This window comes from Rhodoferax sp. (genome assembly GCF_044236835.1).
GTDB lineage: Bacteria > Pseudomonadota > Gammaproteobacteria > Burkholderiales > Burkholderiaceae_C > Allorhodoferax.
Map to the genome: position 1 here is coordinate 189,289 of NZ_JBIIGC010000003.1, position 20,411 is coordinate 209,699.

Sequence of the window (20,411 nt, forward strand, 5' to 3'; positions counted from 1 at the left end):
CAATCAAAGAACGATGTTGACCAAGCGGCCCGGCACCACCACCACTTTTTTGGCCGGGGCACCGGCGGCGAAGTGGCGGAAGGTCTCGCAGGCCAGGGCCGCAGCTTCGATGCTGGCCTTGTCGGCGTTGGCGGCCACCGTCAGCGTGCCGCGCAATTTGCCGTTGATTTGCAGTACCAAGTCGATGGTGTCTTGCACCAGTGCAGCAGGGTCGACCTGCGGCCAGGGCGCATCCAACAAGTCACCGACAGCCTGGGCAAACCCCAGCTCGGTCCACAGCGCATGGGTAATGTGCGGGCACGCCGGGTAGAGCAGGCGCAGCAGCAGCGATGTGCCTTCACAGCGCACAGCGGCATCGCCATCGCTGCCATCCCACGCGAAGTCTTCCAGCGCGTTGAGCAGCTTCATGCAGCCCGACACCACGGTGTTGTATTGCATGCGTTCGTAGTCGTAACCCACTTGCTTGACCACCAGATGCAACTCGCGGCGCAGCTTCTTGGCCTCGGTGCGCAAGGGCGCTTGGCTGAGGTCGCGCGCGGTGGCGTTGCGCAGCGCATCGGCGTGCTTATGGGCAAAGCCCCAAATGCGTCGCAAAAAGCGGTAGCTACCCTCAACCGCAGCATCGTTCCACTCCAGCGTGGCCTCAGGTGGCGCGGTGAACATGGTGTAGATACGGGCGGTATCGGCGCCGTATTTTTCAATCAGGTCTTGCGGGTCGACACCATTGTTTCTCGACTTGGACATGGTGCCCACGCCCTCGTAGTCGATGGCAGTGCCAGCTGGCAAATCGCCCACGGCCTTGTTCAGCTTGGCACCCACGACCTTGCCGCCGGCATCCAACAGATCGTCCACATCGTGTGGCCAAAAATACTCTTTGCCACCCTTCTCGCCTCTGCGCGAGTAGATATGGTTGAGCACCATACCTTGGGTCAGCAAATGGGTGAAGGGCTCGTCCACCGACACCAGCCCCAGGTCGCGCATCACCTTGGTCCAAAAGCGCGCATACAGCAGGTGCAATATGGCGTGCTCGATGCCACCGATGTACTGGTCCATGGGCATCCAGTACTGGGCGCCTTCGGCCACCATCTTCTCTGTGTTGTCCGGATCGCAGTACCGCATGAAGTACCAGGCGCTGTCCACAAAGGTGTCCATGGTGTCGGTCTCGCGCCGGGCGGCCTTGCCGCACACCGGGCAGACCACGCCAGCGTGAAAACCTTCGTGTTTGTTCAAGGGGTTGCCCGAGCCGTCGGGCACACAGTCGCGCGGTAAGACGACCGGCAGGTCCTTCTCGGGCACCGGCACCGCGCCGTGCTCTTCGCAGTGGATGATGGGAATGGGCGTGCCCCAGTAGCGCTGGCGGCTCACGCCCCAGTCGCGCAAACGCCACGTGACCTTTTTCTCGCCCAGGCCTTTGGCGGCCAGCGCGTGCGCCACGGCATCCACCGCCTCGCGGTAGCCCATGCCGCTGAAGACGTCGGAGTTGACCGTCACGCCGCGCTGCTTGTCGGCGTACCAGTCGTGCCACACCGCGTGGTCATAGCTCAGACCGTCGATGTGCACCACGTCGTCGATGCGCAGGCCGTACTTTTTGGCGAACTCGAAGTCGCGCGCATCGTGGGCGGGCACGCCCATCACCGCGCCATCGCCATAGCCCATGAGCACGTAATTGCCCACCCACACATCGATCGCGTGGCCGTTGAGCGGGTGGGTGACCTGCAAACCCGTGGGCATGCCGAGTTTCTCTTTCACAGCCAACTCGGCTTCGGTGGTGCCGCCCACTTTGCAGGCTTCAATGAAGGCTGCCAGCGCCGGGTTGGACGCGGCGGCGTGCATGGCCAAGGGGTGTTCAGGGGCCACCGCGCAAAAGGTGACGCCCATGATGGTGTCGGCCCGGGTGGTGAAGACGTACATCCTGCCGTCGCCGATCAGGGCACCATCGGCACCGCGCACCTGGTGGGTAAACGCAAAGCGCACGCCCTCGCTTTTGCCAATCCAGTTGTCCTGCATCAGGCGCACGCGGTCGGGCCAACCGTCCAGGCGCTGCGACTGGCTTGGCGTTGGCGCGCCATCGTCGGCGCCACTGGGGAGTTGGACAAAGTCCAAAAGCTCTTGCGCGTAGTCGGTGATCTTGAGGTAGTAGCCCGGAATTTCGCGCTTTTCCACTGGCGCGCCGGTGCGCCAGCCTTTGCCGTCGATCACCTGTTCGTTGGCCAGCACCGTCTGGTCCACCGGGTCCCAGTTGACGAACTGGGTCTTGCGGTAAGCGATGCCCTTTTCGAGCATCTTCAAAAACAGCCACTGGTTCCAGCGGTAGTACGACGGGTCGCAGGTGGCGACCTCGCGCTGCCAGTCGATGGCCAGCCCCAGAGCCTGCATCTGCCGCTTCATGGTCGCGATGTTGTCCAAGGTCCACTGGGCAGGCGGTACCTTGTTCTTGAGTGCGGCATTTTCTGCGGGCAGGCCAAACGCATCCCAGCCCATGGGCATCAACACATTGAAGCCCTGCATGCGCAGGTAGCGCGTGAGCATGTCGTTGATGGTGTAGTTGCGCACATGCCCCATGTGCAGCTTGCCGCTGGGGTAGGGCAACATGGAGCAGGCGTAGAACTTTTTCTTTTGTGTTCCTTGCGCATCGCGCGCGTGTTCAAGCACCCGGTACGCGCTGTGGCCGGCCCACAGGGGCTGGGCCCAGTGGGCTTGCGCCGCTTTTTCTACATCGGTGTGCTGGTACTTGTCTTGCATGGGTAGGGCGCACGGCCTTGGCAGCCGCGGATAACTCGAAGTGTGCGTCGGGCGATTTTAGGCCGTCCGCCTGCTCACTGGGACGGTGCAGCGGGCCGCTGGGCCACGAAGGCAATGCGGCTCAAGCCTGCGGCCTGGGCTTGGCCCATGAGTTCCACCACCCGGCCATAGGGCACGGTGGCATCGGCGCGCAAACGCACTTCGGTGTCGGGGTTGACTCGCGCGGCGGCCTGCAGGGCAGTTGCCACCGCCTCGGGCGCACGTACTGTGTTGTCGATCAGCACCTGCCCGTTGGCATCCAGGGTGACTTCCAACATAGGCGGCCGCTGCAGCGGCGCAGCAGCGGCCGACCTGGGCAAATCCACCCGCACGGCGCTGACCATCAGCGGCGCGGTGATGATGAAAATCACCAGCAGCACCAACATCACGTCGATCAGCGGGGTCATGTTGATATCACTCATGGGCGCGCCAGCCGGGCTGCGGCCGAGCCGTCCAAAGGGCTCGTCCGAGGGTGCGTTCATGCCGCGGTTGGGTTGCTCGACACCGGGGTTTGCGTCAGCAGCAGCCCCCGCAGGTCCCTGGCGAAGCCGTCGAGGTCGGTTTCGATGCGCGCCACCAAGCGGCCCAGAATGTTGTAGCCCAGCACCGCAGGAATGGCCACGGCCAAGCCAGCGGCCGTCATGATCAAAGCCTCGCCCACCGGCCCGGAAATCTGCTCGATGGTCATCGCGCCGGCCCCTGAGATGCCGATGAGCGCGTGGTAGATACCCCAAACCGTGCCCAAGAGCCCGACAAAAGGCGCCACCGAACCCACGGTGGCCAAGAGCACCAAACCCGATTGCAGCCGGCGCAGCACGCGATGCAGGGCGTCACGCATCACGCGGGTGAGTTGTTGCGAGCGGTCGGCCGTGCTGGCCAAGAAACCCACTGGTGGCGTGCAAGCGGCCTCGGCGACGGGCAGCAGCAAGGCCTCGCGGTCCATGGCGCGCAAAACGGCAAGCGCGTCATCCAGAGAGTTGGCCTGCCAGAAAGCCGCGGTACTGCGCGCGGTGTCACCCAGCGCTGTCTGCAGCATCCAGGCCTTCCACAAGATAACCAGCCAACTCGCCACTGACATCAGCAACAAACCCACGGCCACAGCCGTGCTGACCGCGTCGCCGCGAAATAGCAGATCGAAGGCGCTCATGCCAAGCCCAGCACATCGAACATGTCGAACAAGCCCGCCCGGTGGCCCGCGAGAAACCGCACGGCGCGCAAGCTCCCCTGCGCATAGGTAGCACGGCTGGAGGACTTGTGGGAGATCTCGATGCGCTCGCCTGTGCCTGCAAACAGCACCGTGTGGTCCCCCACGATGTCGCCGCCCCGGATGGTGGCAAAACCGATGCTTGAGGGATCACGCTCACCGGTCACACCTTCGCGGGCATAGACTGCGCAATCTTTGAGGTCGCGGCCCAGGGCCTGTGCGATGACCTCGCCCATCTTGAGGGCGGTGCCCGAGGGGGCATCCACCTTGTGGCGGTGGTGGGCCTCGACGATTTCAATGTCGTAACCGGTGTGCAGGGCTTTGGCGGCCATGGCCAAGAGCTTCATGGTGACGTTGACGCCCACGCTCATGTTGGGCGCCATCATGATGGGAATGTGCTTGGCGGCCTCAGCTATTTGCGCTTTTTGGACCTCGCTGAAGCCTGTGGTACCGATCACCAGTGCCACACCCATGGCGCGGCACGCGGCCAGGTGCGCCATGGTGCCTTCGGGCCGGGTGAAGTCAATCAGCACTTCGCTGTCTTGGAGACCCAGCGACAAGTCACTGGTGGTGCGCACGCCGGTGACCATGCCAGCAAAAGCGCCCGGGTCTTGCCCCAAACTGGGACTGGTGGCGACGTCGAGTGCGCCGGCCAACACGCAATCGTCAGCAGCGCGGACCGCCTCAATCAGGGTCTGCCCCATGCGGCCGGACGCGCCGGCGATAGCGATTCTGTGGGCCATGGTGCCGACCTCTTGTACGTTCGACCGCCAAGCTCAGGGGCGGACTGGTTCTAAGGGGGGATAAGCCTGCGCGGGCGAACCCGCAACGGGGGGCGCAACCACCGGGTTGGTGGCGACTTTGGGCGGCGGAAACTCGCGCAATGCCTGCTCAGTGGCTTCCATCGGCGGCGGTTTGCCAATGCGGCCGGATCCACGCAGTGCCGCCACAAACTCGGACTCACTGGGCAATTGATCGGCTTCGACACGTTCGAGCAAGTCGCCATTGAAGAACAGCGTCACCCGGCGGGACTGCAGCGCTTCGCCCTGGCGGCGCATAGAAAAAACATAGTCCCAGCGCTGCGCGTGGAATACGCTGCTCAGAAGTGGCGTTCCCAGAATGGCACGCACCTGGGCGCGGGGCATGCCCACCGCCACCGCATCCATCTGCTCACGGGTTACCACATTTCCTTGCACCATGTCGATCTGGTACGGGGTGATGGCAGCGGTCACGCCGCGAACACTGGGCAGGCTCCCGCAACCGGCCAACACCGCCACCGCCAGCAACAAGGCGGCGCGAAAAAAGGAGAAAACATGGGGCTGGTGCATGGGCTTAGACGCTCACAAAACGGTGCAGGGATTGTAGCGGGCGGGTCTTGGGGAGCGCGCGCAACTTAACCCTGCTCCATCGCCTTGCGGTGCCGTTCGACAAAGTCTTGGTAGGTGTCGATGCCGCGCAATTGCAGAATCGTGTTGCGCACCGCCGCCTCCACCAACACGGCGATGTTGCGGCCCGCAACCACTTGGATGACCACTTTGCGCACTGCCACGCCCAGCACGTCTTGGGTCAGGGGTTCGTAGGGGATGCGCTCGTACTCGCGCTCCAGAGTTTCACGGCGGACCAAGTGCACGATCAGCTTGAGCCGCATGCGTCGGCGCACCGCGGTCTCGCCAAAAATGGCACGGATGTCGAGCAAGCCAATGCCGCGGACTTCCAGCAGGTTTTGCAGCAACTCCGGGCAGCGCCCTTCAATCGTGGTTTGGTTGATGCGGTAAAGATCCACCGCATCGTCAGCCACCAAGCCGTTGCCGCGCGAAATCAACTCCAGCCCCAGCTCACTTTTGCCCAGGCCGGATTCGCCGGTGATCATCACCCCCAGGCCCAGGATGTCCATGAACACGCCGTGCATCGAGAGTCGGTCGGCAAAGTGCTTGGAGAGGTAGGCGCGCAGCACATCGATCACAAAGGCCGACGACTCGCGGGTAGCGAACATAGGAATCTGTGCGCGCTCGCACATGGACAGCAGCGCTTCGGGGGCGGTCTGGCCATCGGCCAGCACCAGCACCGGCGGCTCCAGTGTCACGATGCGGGCGATGCGCCGGGCACAGTCTTCGGGCGTGGCGCTGGTGATGTAAGCCACCTCGCGCTCACCCAAAATTTGCACGCGATAAGGATGGATGTAGTTAAGGTAACCGACCAGATCCGCGCCAGAACGGGCCGCGCGCACCGCGACCTCGTCAAAGCGGCGCTCGGAGGCACCCAAGCCGGCCACCCACTCCCATTGCAGTGGGCCGCGAAACTCCTCGAACAAAACGTCTGCGCTGACGACCGTGGGTTTCACTGCTGCGTCACCGCAAAACGAAGCGGGTCAGGCGGGGCGGTCGGACTGCCACAGCGCTATCAGGCTATGCAGCTGCGCCGAATCGGTGGTCGAGGCCAGCCGCTCACGCAAGACGCTGTCGCTCAACATTTCGGCCATCTCGGAGAGGATTTCCAGGTGCTTTTGGGTGGCCGCCTCGGGCACCAAAAGAAAAATCAACAAGCGCACCGCCTGGTCATCGGGTGCGTCAAAACCAATCGACTGGCTGAGCTGGAACACCGCTGCCAAGGGGGCTTTGAGGCCTTTGATGCGGCCGTGCGGTATGGCCACCCCGTGGCCCAGACCGGTGGAGCCCAGACGCTCACGCGAGAACAAACTGTCGGTGACCAGGGCCCGGCTCAGGCCGTGCAAGTTCTCGAAAAGCAGGCCGGCTTCTTCAAAAGCACGCTTCTTGCTCGTGACCTCGACTTGCGCGAGGACTTGGGCGGGCGACAGGATGCTGGAGAGTCGGTTCATGGCAGTGGGGCGGATTATGCACACAAAAAAACCGCCCGAAATGGGCGGCTTGGGGCTTGGCGCGCTGGGGATTTACATCAGCCGCTTGGGCGCTGCGTGGTGGTGGTCTTGCACGCGGTCTTTGTAGCGAACCACCTGCCGATCGAGCTTGTCAACCAGATCATCAACCGCCGCATACAGGTCTTCGTGCGCGCTTTCGGCAAACATGTCGCTGCCCTTGACGTGGATGTTGCATTCGGCTCGCTGTCGCCTTTGCTTTTCCTTTTGCTTCTCAACGGTCAATAGCACCTTCACATCTACCACCTGATCGAAGTGCCGGATGATGCGATCGAGCTTGGTGGTGACATAACTGCGAAGGGCCGGGGTCACTTCCAAATGGTGACCGCTGATCGTCAAATTCATAAAAAGCCTCCAATTGCTGTCGGGTTGAAAAAGCACACGCAACGCGCGGTTCGCAGGCATCCGGAATTTGCGAGCCCTGCGGTGCTGGGATTGACTATGCGCCCGAACAAACCGGTTTGCAATGGCTATCTGCAATCGGCCAACCGATGCTGGGGACTTGCAACACCAACTGGGCCCCGGCAGATTAGGCCGATTGGGCTGGACCGCGGTGCATCTGCACGCGGCTGGCCACCACGACCGACAAGCCACTGGCAAGCGCCCCAACCAAGGCTGCCATCCAGTAGTTGTGCACCAGACCTTGGGCGTCGCGTCCAATCAGCAGGCCGCCAACGATGGCTGCCAAGCCCATAGCGGCCGACTGCACCGCGGAATTCAAGCTCATGAAGGTGCCGCGCAGCGCCGGATCGGCCGCCGAGGCCAGCAACGCCATGCCAGGGATCATGCGCCCGCTCATGCAGATGAAAAACACGGTACTGACTGCAATTGCCACACCCAAAGGCGCAGCTGGAATCAAGGTAATGCCCACCATGGGCACCATCACTGCGATGGCCATGATCCTGAACATCTCGAACTTGCCTTTGCTGTCGGTCCACCGGCCCACCCAGCGCGCGCTCAGCAAGGTTGCAATCCCGCCGCTAAGGTAGATGTAGGGAATCTGATCGGGCCGCAGGCCCACATTGGTCTGCATATAAATCGTGATGTACGGAATCACCGTGAAGCCGGCAAACATGAGCAAGCCAGACAGCACAAAAGCACGCTGGTGGTTGTGGTTGCCTAGGGTCTGTCGGATGCGTGACCATGCCGACACCGAGGCGCCTGCGGCGAGATGGCCGTCCAGCAAGGGCAAGGTCACGGCAGCAAACACCGTGAGCACCAGGCACAGGGCAGCAATAGCGATAAAGGGTGCATGCCAACCCAGGTGGGCCGCCGCGAACAGGCCCAAAGGAACGCCTGCGACGGTAGAGACAGAGAACGAGGTCATCAAAACGCTCATGGCTCGGCCGCGCCGCTCGAAGGGGACCACGTCTGCCACGATGGTTTGGGCCAAGGAGGACAGTACCCCGCCAAAAATGCCCGCCGCCACCCGCGCCGCCATCAACTGGGCGTAGCCCTCCGACAAACCGCAGGCCAGCGTGGAGAGTCCGAACAGGCTGTAGAGCACCAGCATCAGGCGCTTGCGCCCAAACTTGTCGATGTAAGACGAGGCCATCAAACCCGAGAGCCCCCCAGCCAGCGTGTAGGCGGAGACCAGCAGGCCGAACTGCGCGTCGCTGATGCCAAACAACTGGGTGAACTGCGGCCCCAGGGGCATCATGATCATGAAGTCCAGGATGTTGGTGAACTGGATGCCAGCCAGCGTCATCAAGAGCCAGAGTTCGCGACGGGGGGAGAGGGAGGGGGTAGTAGACACGTGCGGGCCAGCAATCCAACCAGGCACAGAGATTCGCGCAAAATACGCGCTGTCCCGACCCGAGCGGCAAATCATAGCCTGTGCCGCCTTGCGGTATCGGATGCCGCCGAACCGAAAGCCCCTGGTGACCCCTTCCATGCCCCCCACTGCGCCAACTGCGCGCGCCCACACCCGCAGCAGTGAGTTCGCCAGCTATGTGCTCGCTGGCACCGCCGGGCTGGCCTGCCTGGTCTACAGCCTGCTGCCTGGCCTGCTGGCGGTGTGCCTTGGCTATCTGTTCACCCGCGCGCTGACCCACTCACGCAGGGCGCGCATGCGCATGCGGCATCCGGTGGCAGCTGGTGTCGTGATTGTGTTGCCCTTGGTGGGTGTGGCCCTCTTGGTGCTCAATGCACGCGGCATGGCCTTCGAGGCGGTGGCCCAGTACCAGGCGCTGTTGCACTACCTGGCCGCAACGGTGTTGGAGATACGGCAGAAGCTTCCGCCCGACTTGGCAGCACGTCTGCCCGATGGTCTGTTGCCTGCACAGCAGTGGCTGGTGGACTACTTGCAGTCCCAAGCCCGCGCGCTGACTGGATTTGGCACCGCTGGGCTTCGCGGCGGCTTGCTGGTGTATGTAGGGCTCATCGTCGGCGCCCTGATCGCAGGGGGCGACATGCGACCCACCGAGGCTCCTCTGCGTCGGGCCATGCGCGAGCGGGGCACCCACTTCATTGCGTCCTTCCGGCAAATCGTGGTGGCCCAGTTTTGGATCGCGACGTTCAACGCCACCTGCACCGCCCTGTTTCTGTTTGTGGCGCTACCCATTGCTGGCGTGACCATGCCTTACGCCGGCGCCTTGGTAGCGCTCACATTTTTTGCCGGCTTGGTACCGATTGTGGGCAACCTGCTGTGCAACGGGGTGATGACCCTGGCCGGGGTTTCCATCTCGCCCGCTGTGGGAATCGCATGCCTGTTATTCCTGATTGCAATCCACAAGTTCGAGTACTTCATCAACGCCCGGGTGGTGGGCCAACGCACCAACACCGCGGCCTGGGAACTGCTGGCGGTCATGTTCACAGGCGAGGCTGTCTTTGGGGTGGCCGGTTTGGTGGCTGCGCCCTTGTATTACGCGTATGTCAAGAGCGAGTTGGCCGCGCGGGGCTTGGTGTAGGACCGCGCGGCGGTGCGATAATTTGTCCACTTTGGCTTTTGGAGAACGCTCCTTGGAAACCTACCCTAGTCGGTAGCTTTCAACTCCCACCACTGCAGCGGGGTTGAAGGCACCACCCCATTGCCCTGCAGATGAACCATTCATGGGAGTGAGCCATGCTCAACATCTTTTCCCTTGCCAACGGCCGCCTCTTCCAAGAGGAAATTGAGTCGCTGGAAGAACTCTCGCGCTTTCAGCCCATTTGGGTCGATTTGGAATCCCCCACGCCCGAAGAAAAGCGCTGGGTCAAACAGTACTACGGCCTGTCCATTCCTGAGGACGCCATGGACGAAGACATCGAGGAGTCCGCACGCTTTTATGCCGAGGACAACGGCGAGGTCCATATACGCAGCGACTTTTTGGTCGCTGACGACGACGAACCGCACACGGTGCGGGTCGCCTTTATCCTGAACTTGGTCAATGACGAGCTCAAAAGCAAAGGCGTGCTGTTTTCCATCCATGATGAAACCGTGCCCGTGTTTCGGCTGTTGCGCATGCGCGCACGGCGGGCGCCGGGACTGATTGAAGATGCCAAGGAGGTCTTGCTCAAGCTCTTCGACGCCGATGCGGAGTACTCGGCCGACACGCTCGAAGGCATCTACGATGCGCTGGAAAAAGTAAGCCAGCAGGTGCTCTCGGGCGACGTCACCGACGCGATGGCTGGCGAGGTGCTGGGCGCCATTGCGCGGCACGAAGACATGAACGGACGCATCCGGCGCAACGTCATGGACACCCGGCGCGCCGTGAGCTTCATGATGCGCAGCAAGATGCTCAATGCCGAGCAATTCGATGAGGCGCGGCAAATTCTGCGTGACATCGATTCACTGGACTCGCACACCGCTTTCCTGTTCGACAAGATCAACTTCTTGATGGACGCGACCGTGGGTTTCATCAACATCAACCAGAACAAGATCATCAAGATCTTCTCGGTGGCCAGCGTTGCGCTTTTACCGCCCACCTTGATCGCCAGCATTTACGGCATGAACTTCAAGTACATGCCTGAGATCGATTGGTCGCTGGGCTACCCCTACGCCGTCGGTCTGATGCTGTGCAGCGCCTTGGTGCCGATGTGGTACTTCCGCAAGCGCGGCTGGCTCAAGTAGCCAGCGCAGGGCCACAAGCCTGCACCGTGATGGCCTGCGACGTCGTAGTCGGCGGCGGGCTTTATTTGTCGCGCAGCTCGCGGCGCAAAATTTTGCCCACGGGCGTCTTGGGCAGCTCAGTGCGGAACTCGACGATCTTGGGCTGCTTGTAGCCGGTAAGGTTTTCCTTGCAGAACTCCCGCACATCGGCTTCGGTGAGGTTGGGATCTTTCTTGACGATCACCAGCTTCACCGCCTCGCCGGTCTTGGCATCGGCCACGCCCACGCAGGCGCATTCCATCACGCCAGCCAACTGGGACACCACGTCTTCGAGTTCGGTTGGAAACACATTGAAGCCACTGACCAAAATCATGTCCTTCTTGCGGTCCACGATCTTGAAAAAACCGTGCTCGTCGACCACACCGATATCGCCCGACTTGAAGTAGCCGTCGGGCGTCATGACTTTGGCCGTCTCGTCGGGCCGCTGCCAATAGCCAGCCATCACCTGTGGGCCCTTGATGGCGATTTCGCCGCTTTGCCCTGGCCCAACCTCCACACCTTCGTCGTCGAGCAACTTAAGGTAGGTGCTCGGCAAGGGCACGCCGATCGTGCCGGTGAACGCGGTGGACGTGACCGGGTTTCCGGTGGCCGAGGGCGAGGTCTCGCTCAAACCATAGCCTTCGCAAATCGGGCAGCCCGTCTTTTCGAACCAGAGTTTGGCCACCGCGCTTTGCACTGCAGTACCGCCCCCGACCGACACCTTGAGATGGCTCCAGTCCACCTTGTTGAAGTCGGGGTGGTTTGCCAGACCATTGAACAAAGTATTGACCGCCGGGAAGCTGTGGATGGTGTGCTTGGAAAGCTCCTTGAGCACGGCGGGCAGGTCCCGCGGATTGGGAATCAAGACGAGCTTGCCACCGGTGCGCAGGGTCAGCATCATGCCGATGGTGAACGCGAAGATGTGGTACAGCGGCAAGGCGCAGACACTCACCGGCTGGACGCCCTCTGGTATGCGCCGCATGGCCGGGCTGTTCCAGGCGTCAGACTGCAACACGTTGGCAATCAGGTTGCGGTGCAAGAGCACCGCGCCTTTGGACACCCCAGTGGTGCCGCCGGTGTATTGCAATACCGCCACATCGTCTGCAGAGATCGTCGGTTTGCGCACCGAGCCTTTGGCGCCTATGGCCAGCGCGTCGTTGAAGCGCACCGCAGTAGGCAGCTCGAACATGGGCACCATTTTCTTGACGTTGCGCACCACATAGTTGACCAACGCGCCCTTGATCAAGCCCAGTTGGTCACCCATGCTGCACAGCACAATGTGCTTGACCGGCGTGGCCGGCAGGCACTTCTCCAAGGTGGTCGCGAAGTTTTCAATGATGACAATCGCCTTGGCTCCCGAGTCCTTGAGTTGGTGCTCCAACTCACGCGGTGTGTACAGGGGGTTGACATTGACCACCACGTACCCCGCGCGCAAGATGCCCGCCACTGCCACCGGGTACTGAGGCACATTGGGCATCATGATCGCAACCCGGTCGCCCTTGGCTAGCCCCAGGCTTTGCAAGTACGCAGCGAACTGGTTGCTCAGCGCATCCGTGCTGGCGTAGGTGACGTCTTTGCCCATGAAACTGTAGGCCACCCGATTCGCATGCTTTGTGAAGCCCTCTTCCATCAGTGCGATCAGTGAAGGATAGGCGCCGGGGTCAATATCAGAGGGAACGCCCTCGGGGTAACTCTTGAGCCAAACACGGTCTGTCATGGTCTTGTCTCCTGCTTGATTTCGTTGTGAGCAGCCGCCTTGGTGCGCCCTGGCGCACCTAAACGTGGCTGCTGGTTACCTATTCGATGGCCTTACACATGTCTTCAACAACCTTCTTTGCATCGCCGAACACCATCATGGTTTTGTCCATGTAAAACAGTTCGTTGTCCAATCCGGCATAGCCCGCTGCCATCGAGCGCTTGTTGACGATGATGGTTTTTGCCTTGTAGGCCTCCAAGATCGGCATGCCGTAAATCGGGCTGCCCTTGGTGTGCGCTGCCGGGTTCACCACGTCGTTGGCGCCCAGAATGATGGCGACGTCAGCCTGGCCAAACTCGCCGTTGATGTCTTCCATTTCAAACACCTGGTCATACGGCACCTCGGCTTCGGCGAGCAACACGTTCATATGGCCCGGCATGCGCCCGGCCACCGGATGGATCGCGTACTTGACGGTGATGCCCTTCTCGGTGAGCTTGGCGGCAAGCTCTTTGACGGCATGCTGCGCACGCGCCACTGCCAAGCCATACCCAGGAACAATCACTACCGTCTCGGCATTGCCCAACACAAAGGCGGCGTCGTCCGCACTGCCGCTCTTGACCGAGCGCTGAACCGCTGAGCCGCTTTGCGCTGACGTTGCATCGCCACCAAATCCACCCAAAATCACGTTAAAGAAGGATCGGTTCATGGCCTTGCACATGATGTAGCTCAGGATCGCCCCCGAGCTACCCACCAGCGAGCCAGCCACGATCAGCATCGCGTTGTTCAAGCTAAAGCCAATGCCCGCTGCCGCCCAGCCGGAGTAGCTATTGAGCATGGACACCACCACCGGCATGTCAGCGCCACCAATAGGAATGATGATCAGCACGCCCAGCACAAAGGCCAGCGCCAGCATCGCAAAAAACGCGGTCCAGTTCTCGGTGAAAGTAAACACCAGCCCCAGGCCCACCATCGCCAGTCCCAGCACCAAGTTGAGTGCGTGCTGCCCGGAAAACTGCACCGGCGCACCCTGAAACAGGCGGAACTTGTACTTGCCCGACAGCTTGCCAAACGCGATTACCGAGCCACTGAAAGTAATGGCACCAATGGCGGCACCCAAAAACAGCTCCAGGCGGTTGCCAAGGGGAATGGGCAGGCCTTTGGCCACAATCCCAAAAGCATAGGGTTCGGCCACTGCCGCTACTGCAATGAACACCGCGGCCAAGCCGATCATGCTGTGCATGAAGGCGACCAACTCGGGCATCTTGGTCATTTCCACACGCTGCGCCATCACGGTGCCAGCCACGCCACCCACCAACAGCGCGCCCACGACGTAGACCAAACCATAGGCCGAGCCCGGCGAGAGCTTGATGATCAAGGCGGCCGTGGTCAGCACGGCCACCGCCATACCGACCATGCCAAACAAATTACCCCGAATCGAGGTGGTCGGGTGGGACAACCCTTTAAGTGCCTGAATGAAACAGACGCTGGCAAAAAGGTACAGCAGGGTGACGACATCCAAGCTCATCGGGCACTCCCGTCGGCCTGGGGCAGCGCTGCCTTCTTCTCTTTCTTCTTGAACATCTCCAGCATCCTGCGGGTGACCATGAAGCCACCAAACACATTGACTGCGGCCAACACCACCGCCAGCACGCCCATGGTTTTGCCCAGCGTGGTTTCGGTCAAGGCGGCGGCCAACATGGCGCCCACGATGACAATGGCCGAAATTGCGTTGGTCACCGCCATCAGAGGGGTGTGCAGTGCCGGCGTCACCGTCCAGACAACGTGGTACCCGACATAAATTGCCAGCACAAAAATCGTGAGGTTGGTTACGGTATGCGATACGACTTCCATGGCGTCGCTCCTTCCTAGGTTGGGGATTTACTTGCGCCGGACATCGCCGGCATGGGTCATCAAGCAGGCGGCCACGATGTCATCGTTGAGGTCTTGGTGCAAGGCACCTTCCTTGTCGATGATGAGCTTGAGAAAATCGAGCACATTGCGCGCATACAGAGCCGAGGCGTCGGCAGCCACCAGGCCGGCCAAGTTGGTTTCGCCCACGATGGTGACACCATGCTTGACCACAGTGCGATCGGCCTCGGACAGCGGGCAATTGCCGCCCACACCGCCTGGGCCTTTGCCCGCAGCCAAGTCCACGATGACCGAGCCCGGCTTCATGGATTGCACCATCTCAGGGGTGATCAAGGTGGGCGCCGCCCGGCCGGGAATCAGCGCGGTGCTGATGACCACATCGGCTGCCGCCACTCGCTTGGCCACTTCGACCTTTTGCCGGTCCAGCCAGCTCTGCGGCATAGGCTTGGCATACCCGCCCACACCCACAGCCGCCTCTTTTTCCTCGGCGGTTTCGTACGGTACGTCGATGAACTTGGCGCCCAGCGACTCGACCTGTTCTTTCACGCTGGGGCGCACATCGGATGCCTCAATCACCGCGCCCAGGCGCTTGGCTGTTGCAATGGCCTGCAGCCCGGCCACGCCCACGCCCAGGATCACGACCCGCGCCGCCTTCACGGTGCCGGCGGCGGTCATCAGCATCGGGAAAAACCGCTGGTACTTGTCTGCGGCGATCATGACCGCCTTGTAGCCCGCAATGTTGGCCTGGCTGGAGAGCACGTCCATGCTTTGCGCCCGCGTGGTGCGCGGAGCCGCCTCCAGGGCATATGCAGTGAGCTGGGCTGCAGCCAATCGCTGCAGGCCCGGCGCGTCAAAGGGGTTGAGCATGCCCACCAGCGTGGTACCTGGTCGCATCAGTGCGAGCTGCGACTGCTCGGGGGGACGTACGGTGAGCACCAGGTCACAGCCGAGGGCGCCCGGGGCGTCGCTAACTTCGGCGCCGGCCGCAGCGTAGGCCGCATCGGTCACGCTGGCGGCCACCCCGGCACCGGACTGCACCCGAACCGTGTGGCCCTGGGCGCTGAGCTTCTTGGCGGTTTCCGGCGTCACGGCCACCCGGGTTTCGCCTGCCGCCGTTTCGGCAGGTACACCAATATGCATTGCGCACTCCTTCATTGGAAATCTTCCATGGAGCTTACATGAGTTTGCGCAGGCTTCGTCCCGGTTGAAACCCCAAGCCAACGCACACCGGCGCACCCGACAAGGGCAGCAATGCGTTCGTTGGCAAACAGTTGCGTGGGTGGGTGCGGACGGCCCTCCCTGTAATGGCGGACGGCGTGGGCCGCCCAATCACTCGCTTGCCGCACCACCGCAATTTGAGCGCGTCCCGACCAAACACCACACCGCACACCCACCGCAGGACCCCACGATGCAGACCCTAAGTGCACCTACAACCCGACCACCCACCCCCCAACTGCGAGCAGCCGCCGATGCCACTGTCATCGTTGTCGCCACTGCCACGCCATGCGCCAACCAAGCAGCTTGCGCCGCCTCCGATCGCAGCACACCCTCTGCGTATCTGCCTCCCTGTCCCATGACCTGCGTCGGTGTGAAGTTCCAAGATATGCGCTGGGACTAGCGGCTTGCGCCCCGGTTGGCATCGCTGCGCCACCACCATAATGGCGCATGCACCCGCGATGGACACCCAGCGTCACCGTGGCCGCAGTGATCGAACACGGCGGCCAGTACCTGCTGGTCGAAGAGCACACTCCCGAGGGCCTGCGCGTGAACAACCCGGCAGGGCACCTGGAGCCGGGCGAGTCGCTGGTGCAAGCCTGTGTGCGCGAAACGCTGGAGGAAACGGGCTTCGCATTCACCCCCACCGCCTTGGTAGGCGTGTACCTGGCGCGTTTTCAGCGGCTTCTTGCAACGCCAGAGGCATCCGGCACGGTCCAAGACATCACCTACCTGCGCTTTGCGTTTTGCGGCGTCTTGGGCGACCACGACGCAACACGTCCACTCGATACAGGCATTGTGCGCACCATATGGCTGCCACCCGATGCGCTACGCCAAAATGCACACCGTCACCGCAGTCCGTTGCTTTTGCAATGCATGGAAGACCATCTGCGGGGGCAGCGCTTCCCCCTCGATCTGCTCAGCGCGGACCCTTCGATTTTTCTATAAACGGCGCCGTCTAGCGTTCAGTCCTCGCCCAAGCCCAAGCGGTTGGGCTGGCGCCGCTCCACCGCATGGCGCAACAGCGAGGCGGTACGAAATACGCCGTGGGCAAACTTGCCATAGGGAAGGGTCACAAACAAGGCCATCACCACTCCCAGGTGTACCGCCAACAGCGCTGGCATCCAAGCGGTACCCCGCAGCCACCACAGGCCCAAGCCCGTGGCACTGGTCAAAAACAGCAGAGCGATGAACCCCAGATCCATCGGCTTTTGCGCAGGATCCCCGTGCAGCGGATGGCGGCGCAGGTGAAGGGCGAGCAAACTCGCTGTGCCCACCAACAAGGCCACGCCGCCCACTGCACCGAGCAGCTTGGGCAGGCTGGGCAGGTCGTAAGGCGCCACCCAACCCAGCGCGTAGTGGTAAATGGTTCCCACGCTGGTGGCCGCAAAACACAACAAAAATCCGTAAAACGTCAGGTGGTGCGCCCGGCGGCGCGACAGGGTCCAGGCGTCGTCCTCGTTGTTGCAACCCTGGCCGTGCCCGCCATCGAGGTACTTCAGGGTCAGCACCTGCGCAGTTGCCTCGCGCGCAGCATGGGAACGCAGTGGCGCACCCGAGGTTGCAGGGGTGATATCGCGCCAGAACCGGCGCACCCCCAAGCCCAGCGCCAGCACCACGAAGACAAACACCGGCGCAAACAGCGAGACCAACAAGTTGTGCGGGAAGATGGCGTAAAAGTTACCTCCAGGCACCGCGCCCCACAGCGTGCCGTGCCAGGCCAGGGCCAGCAGCAAAAACAAGGCCAAACCGCCAGCCAGCGCCATGCAGACGGCCAGACCGTTGCGTTGGTAGAGCGCGCCCAACGCGCCAGGCCAGGCGTAGTCCGCATAGGTTTGAACCCGCACCTGGGCCATCGCGCGCGGGACATTGACCCCAAACTCGTGCGGCGGCGCGTATTGGCAGGCATGCAGGCAGGCGCCGCAGTTATGGCACAGGTTGGCCAGGAAGTGGATGTCAGCCTTGGCGAACTCCAGCCGGCGCGTCATGGCAGGAAACACGGCGCAAAAACCTTCGCAATAGCGACAGGCATTGCAGATGTGCATTTGGCGCGCGACCTCGGCTTCGGGACCCGACAGCGTCGCATGCCCACCGACGCCCCCGCCACCATTGGCCAGCGCTTGGGCCTCGCGGGCGAGCGCTTCAAGCGACAGCACGGCCTGCCTCCCATTCGGTGGCGTAACCTGCGGCGCGAGCCGCCTGCACCCCGGCGATGCGCCCAAACGCCGTGCCAATCGACATGCCCACACCCGCGGTGTAACCCTTACCCAACACATTGCCGGCCATCATTTCCCCCGCCACAAACAGGTTGCGGCTGGGTTCTCCTGCAAAGTGCACCGCCGATGTCGCGTCGGTCTTGAGTCCCAGGTAGGTGAAAGTGACGCCCGGCTTGAGCGCGTAGGCAAAAAACGGCGGCGTGTCGATGGGCCGGGCCCAATGCGTTTTAGCGGGGAGGATGCCGTCCGTGTGGCAGTCGTCCAGCGTGGTGTGATCGAAAGTGCCGATGCGGCAGGCGGCGTTGTAGTCGTTAAGGGTGTGCATGAAAGTGTCAACGTCGAGCCCGATGCGCCGGGCCAGCTCAGGTAAGGAATCGGCCTGCACGCCGGCAAACACCGGCGGCATGAAGCGGCCCACCGCTTTGGCGTCAATGATGGAGTGCGCCACCTGCCCTGGCTGCTGCGCCACCAGGCGACCCCAAATGGCGTAGCGCTTGGGCCAGAAATCTTCGCCCTCGTCGTAAAAGCGCCTTGCCTCGCGGTTGACCACCACACCCAGGGACACGCAGTCGATGCGGGTGCAAATGCCACCGTCGTACAAGGGTGCGCGCGCGTCGATGGCCACCATGTGTGCCTGGGTCGGATCGCCAATCGCGTCGGCCCCCAACTCCAAGAGCTGTTTGAGCAGCGTGCCCTGGTTGTAGCGTGTGCCACGGATGGCAAAGTTGTCCACCGGCCACTCGCCCTGCGCGTTCTGTCCCCAGGCTTGGCGCAGCCATTCGCGGTTGGACTCGAAGCCGCCGCAGGCCAGCACACAGGTCTGGGCGGTGATGCGTTCATCACCCACGTAGGCCGCCACAAACGCACCGTCTTGGAGCTCAATGCGCTCCACCGGCGCCTCGTAGCGCACCTGCACGCCGAGCGCCTGCGCGCTGCGGTAGTAGGCATTCATCAGCGCTTTGCCGCCGCCCATAAAGAATGCGTTGGTGCGCGCGGTGTGCAAGGCACCTGAGAGCGAGGGTTGGAAATGCACGCCGTGGCGGCGCATCCACGGGCGGCAGGTGGCAGACTCGCGAATCACCAGGCGGGCCAGTGCCTCATTGGTTTGGCCACCCGTGACCTTGAGCAAGTCTTGCCAGAACTCTTCTTCCGAATAGCGTTCCACCAGCACGTCCTGCGGCGTATCGTGCATGCAACGCAGGTTGCGGGTGTGGGCCGAGTTGCCGCCCCGCCAGGCTGGGGGTGCGGCTTCTAACACCAGCACACGGGCGCCCGCTTCGCGCGCCATCAGCGCCGCGCACAGCGCAGCATTGCCCCCACCGATGACCAGCACATCTGTCACGTCGATTCCTGTGTAAGGGGCCAATACCCCGGTGTCACTGCGGCGCGAAAATGGCCAACCCGCGCCGCCTCTGCTCTGTACTGCGCCGTTGGCGCGCAACGCTCAATCCGGCTTGATGCTGGCGCGCTTGACGATGTCACTCCAAATCGTCTGCTCGCTCTTGATGAAAGTAGAAAACTCGGCCGCCGGCCCACCGCCGCCGACGGCGTTGTCGGTGGCAAACCGCTCTGTCACCGCACTCGACCGCAGCGCCTTGTAGGACTCTTCCTGCAACTTCTTAACGATGTCGGCCGGCGTGCCTGCTGGGGCCAAGATACCGTACCACTGCGAGGTCTCGAAATTCTTGTAGCCCATCTCGGCGACGGTGGGTACATCGGGTAGCGCGGAGATGCGGCTTTGGGTGCCCACCGCAATCGCTCGCAAAGCGCCGCTGCGGATGTGCGCGCCCAGTGCCGGCATGCCCGCCGACGAGGCTTGGGTGCGCCCGGCCAACAAATCAGTGAGCTGCGGGCCGGTGCCCCGGTAGGGAATGTGCGTCATGTACATGCCCGTGACCAGCTTGAGGTACTCCATCGCCAAGTGACCCGCGCTGGCGTTGCCAGCCGAGCCGTAGTTGAGCTTGCCGGGGTTCTGCTTGGCATAGGCCACAAACTCGCGGAAATTCTTGGCCGGCACATCCGGGTGGATCACAAACACATTGGGCACTTTGGCCAGCAAGGTCACCGGAACAAAGTCGCGGTTCACGTCGTACGGCTGGTTGGAAAGCATGTAGGGATTGACCGCCAACGTACCCACGTGGCCCAGGATGATGGTGTGGCCGTCGGGCGCGGCCTTGGCGGTTTCCTGCATGGCAATCACACCGGCGCCGCCAGGCTTGTTCTCCACAAACACGTTGTGGCCGAGTTGCTTGGTCAACTCCGCCGCCACCGAGCGGGCCACGATCTCGGAGGTGCCACCTGGTGCAAAGGGCACCAAAAAGCGGATGGGCTTGGTCGGCCAGTTGGATTGGGCGCGGGCCTGCAGCGCAGGCAGCATTGCGGCACCGGCCAGTGCGATGGCGTCGCGGCGGTTGATCATGGTCATGGTGGTCTCCTGTTGTGTGTTGTGGGTAACTCAGGCCGGGGTG

At 62.4% G+C, this 20,411-nt stretch carries 19 protein-coding genes; 3 read left to right on the plus strand and 16 right to left on the minus strand.

Annotated features, from left to right (window positions below):
- Positions 1 to 3 precede the first annotated feature (3 nt).
- From leuS to ACILRC_RS03920, 9 genes are all read right to left on the minus strand, one after another.
- Positions 4 to 2,742, minus strand: coding sequence for a leucine--tRNA ligase (gene leuS / locus ACILRC_RS03880; protein ID WP_395668032.1), 2,739 nt, complete (start codon positions 2,740 to 2,742; stop codon positions 4 to 6).
- Positions 2,743 to 2,816: 74 nt separating this feature from the next.
- Entirely contained in the window at positions 2,817 to 3,263 is a 447-nt protein-coding gene (locus tag ACILRC_RS03885) for an ExbD/TolR family protein (RefSeq protein ID WP_395668033.1), read from the minus strand.
- Positions 3,260 to 3,928, minus strand: coding sequence for a MotA/TolQ/ExbB proton channel family protein (locus ACILRC_RS03890; protein ID WP_395668034.1), 669 nt, complete (start codon positions 3,926 to 3,928; stop codon positions 3,260 to 3,262). The genes ACILRC_RS03885 and ACILRC_RS03890 overlap by 4 nt, the downstream gene beginning before the upstream one ends.
- Positions 3,925 to 4,728, minus strand: a complete 804-nt coding sequence (gene dapB / locus ACILRC_RS03895) for a 4-hydroxy-tetrahydrodipicolinate reductase (RefSeq protein ID WP_395668035.1) — start codon at positions 4,726 to 4,728, stop codon at positions 3,925 to 3,927. The genes ACILRC_RS03890 and dapB overlap by 4 nt, the downstream gene beginning before the upstream one ends.
- Positions 4,729 to 4,761: 33 nt before the next feature.
- The gene (locus ACILRC_RS03900) at positions 4,762 to 5,313 is read right to left on the minus strand and encodes an outer membrane protein assembly factor BamE (RefSeq protein WP_395668036.1); all 552 of its coding nucleotides are present in this window, start codon (positions 5,311 to 5,313) and stop codon (positions 4,762 to 4,764) included.
- 65 nt (positions 5,314 to 5,378) lie between these two features.
- A complete protein-coding gene (gene hprK, locus ACILRC_RS03905) occupies positions 5,379 to 6,326 on the minus strand; it encodes an HPr(Ser) kinase/phosphatase (protein WP_395668037.1) in 948 nt (315 codons plus the stop codon).
- Positions 6,327 to 6,353: 27 nt separating this feature from the next.
- Complete coding sequence (locus tag ACILRC_RS03910; protein WP_395668038.1) at positions 6,354 to 6,821, minus strand: PTS sugar transporter subunit IIA; 468 nt, start codon at positions 6,819 to 6,821, stop codon at positions 6,354 to 6,356.
- Between the two features lie 72 nt (positions 6,822 to 6,893).
- Entirely contained in the window at positions 6,894 to 7,223 is a 330-nt protein-coding gene (gene hpf, locus ACILRC_RS03915) for a ribosome hibernation-promoting factor, HPF/YfiA family (RefSeq protein ID WP_395668039.1), read from the minus strand.
- 184 nt (positions 7,224 to 7,407) lie between these two features.
- Positions 7,408 to 8,634 carry an MFS transporter gene (locus tag ACILRC_RS03920; protein ID WP_395668040.1) on the minus strand — a complete coding sequence of 409 codons (1,227 nt, stop codon included), beginning with the start codon at positions 8,632 to 8,634 and terminating at the stop codon, positions 7,408 to 7,410.
- A gap of 136 nt (positions 8,635 to 8,770) precedes the next feature.
- Here ACILRC_RS03920 and ACILRC_RS03925 point away from each other — a divergent pair, with 136 nt between their 5' ends.
- Together ACILRC_RS03925 and corA are read left to right on the plus strand one after the other, a co-directional pair.
- Complete coding sequence (locus ACILRC_RS03925) at positions 8,771 to 9,787, plus strand: AI-2E family transporter (RefSeq protein ID WP_395668041.1); 1,017 nt, start codon at positions 8,771 to 8,773, stop codon at positions 9,785 to 9,787.
- 155 nt (positions 9,788 to 9,942) lie between these two features.
- The gene (gene corA, locus ACILRC_RS03930; protein ID WP_395668042.1) at positions 9,943 to 10,929 is read left to right on the plus strand and encodes a magnesium/cobalt transporter CorA; all 987 of its coding nucleotides are present in this window, start codon (positions 9,943 to 9,945) and stop codon (positions 10,927 to 10,929) included.
- A 61-nt stretch (positions 10,930 to 10,990) separates the two neighbouring features.
- On the opposite strand, the gene ACILRC_RS03935 is transcribed toward corA, so the two are convergent.
- The 4 genes from ACILRC_RS03935 to ACILRC_RS03950 all read right to left on the minus strand — a co-directional run bounded on the left by ACILRC_RS03935 (position 10,991) and on the right by ACILRC_RS03950 (position 15,652).
- A complete protein-coding gene (locus ACILRC_RS03935) occupies positions 10,991 to 12,664 on the minus strand; it encodes a long-chain-fatty-acid--CoA ligase (RefSeq protein ID WP_395668043.1) in 1,674 nt (557 codons plus the stop codon).
- A 79-nt stretch (positions 12,665 to 12,743) separates the two neighbouring features.
- Positions 12,744 to 14,168, minus strand: a complete 1,425-nt coding sequence (locus ACILRC_RS03940; protein ID WP_395668044.1) for an NAD(P)(+) transhydrogenase (Re/Si-specific) subunit beta — start codon at positions 14,166 to 14,168, stop codon at positions 12,744 to 12,746.
- Entirely contained in the window at positions 14,165 to 14,494 is a 330-nt protein-coding gene (locus ACILRC_RS03945) for an NAD(P) transhydrogenase subunit alpha (protein WP_395668045.1), read from the minus strand. The genes ACILRC_RS03940 and ACILRC_RS03945 overlap by 4 nt, the downstream gene beginning before the upstream one ends.
- Before the next feature lie 27 nt (positions 14,495 to 14,521).
- A complete protein-coding gene (locus tag ACILRC_RS03950; protein ID WP_395668046.1) occupies positions 14,522 to 15,652 on the minus strand; it encodes a Re/Si-specific NAD(P)(+) transhydrogenase subunit alpha in 1,131 nt (376 codons plus the stop codon).
- Positions 15,653 to 16,177: 525 nt separating this feature from the next.
- Here ACILRC_RS03950 and ACILRC_RS03955 point away from each other — a divergent pair.
- Entirely contained in the window at positions 16,178 to 16,675 is a 498-nt protein-coding gene (locus ACILRC_RS03955) for an NUDIX hydrolase (RefSeq protein ID WP_395668047.1), read from the plus strand.
- Between the two features lie 17 nt (positions 16,676 to 16,692).
- Here ACILRC_RS03955 and tcuB read toward each other — a convergent pair whose 3' ends face one another.
- From tcuB to ACILRC_RS03970, 3 genes are all read right to left on the minus strand, one after another.
- On the minus strand, positions 16,693 to 17,883 hold the full coding sequence (gene tcuB, locus ACILRC_RS03960) for a tricarballylate utilization 4Fe-4S protein TcuB (RefSeq protein WP_395668048.1): 1,191 nt from the start codon (positions 17,881 to 17,883) through the stop codon (positions 16,693 to 16,695).
- Positions 17,870 to 19,309 carry an FAD-dependent tricarballylate dehydrogenase TcuA gene (gene tcuA / locus ACILRC_RS03965; protein ID WP_395668049.1) on the minus strand — a complete coding sequence of 480 codons (1,440 nt, stop codon included), beginning with the start codon at positions 19,307 to 19,309 and terminating at the stop codon, positions 17,870 to 17,872. Before tcuA ends, tcuB begins: the two co-directional genes overlap by 14 nt.
- A 78-nt stretch (positions 19,310 to 19,387) precedes the next feature.
- A complete protein-coding gene (locus ACILRC_RS03970) occupies positions 19,388 to 20,368 on the minus strand; it encodes a Bug family tripartite tricarboxylate transporter substrate binding protein (RefSeq protein WP_395668050.1) in 981 nt (326 codons plus the stop codon).
- Positions 20,369 to 20,411: the final 43 nt, after the last annotated feature.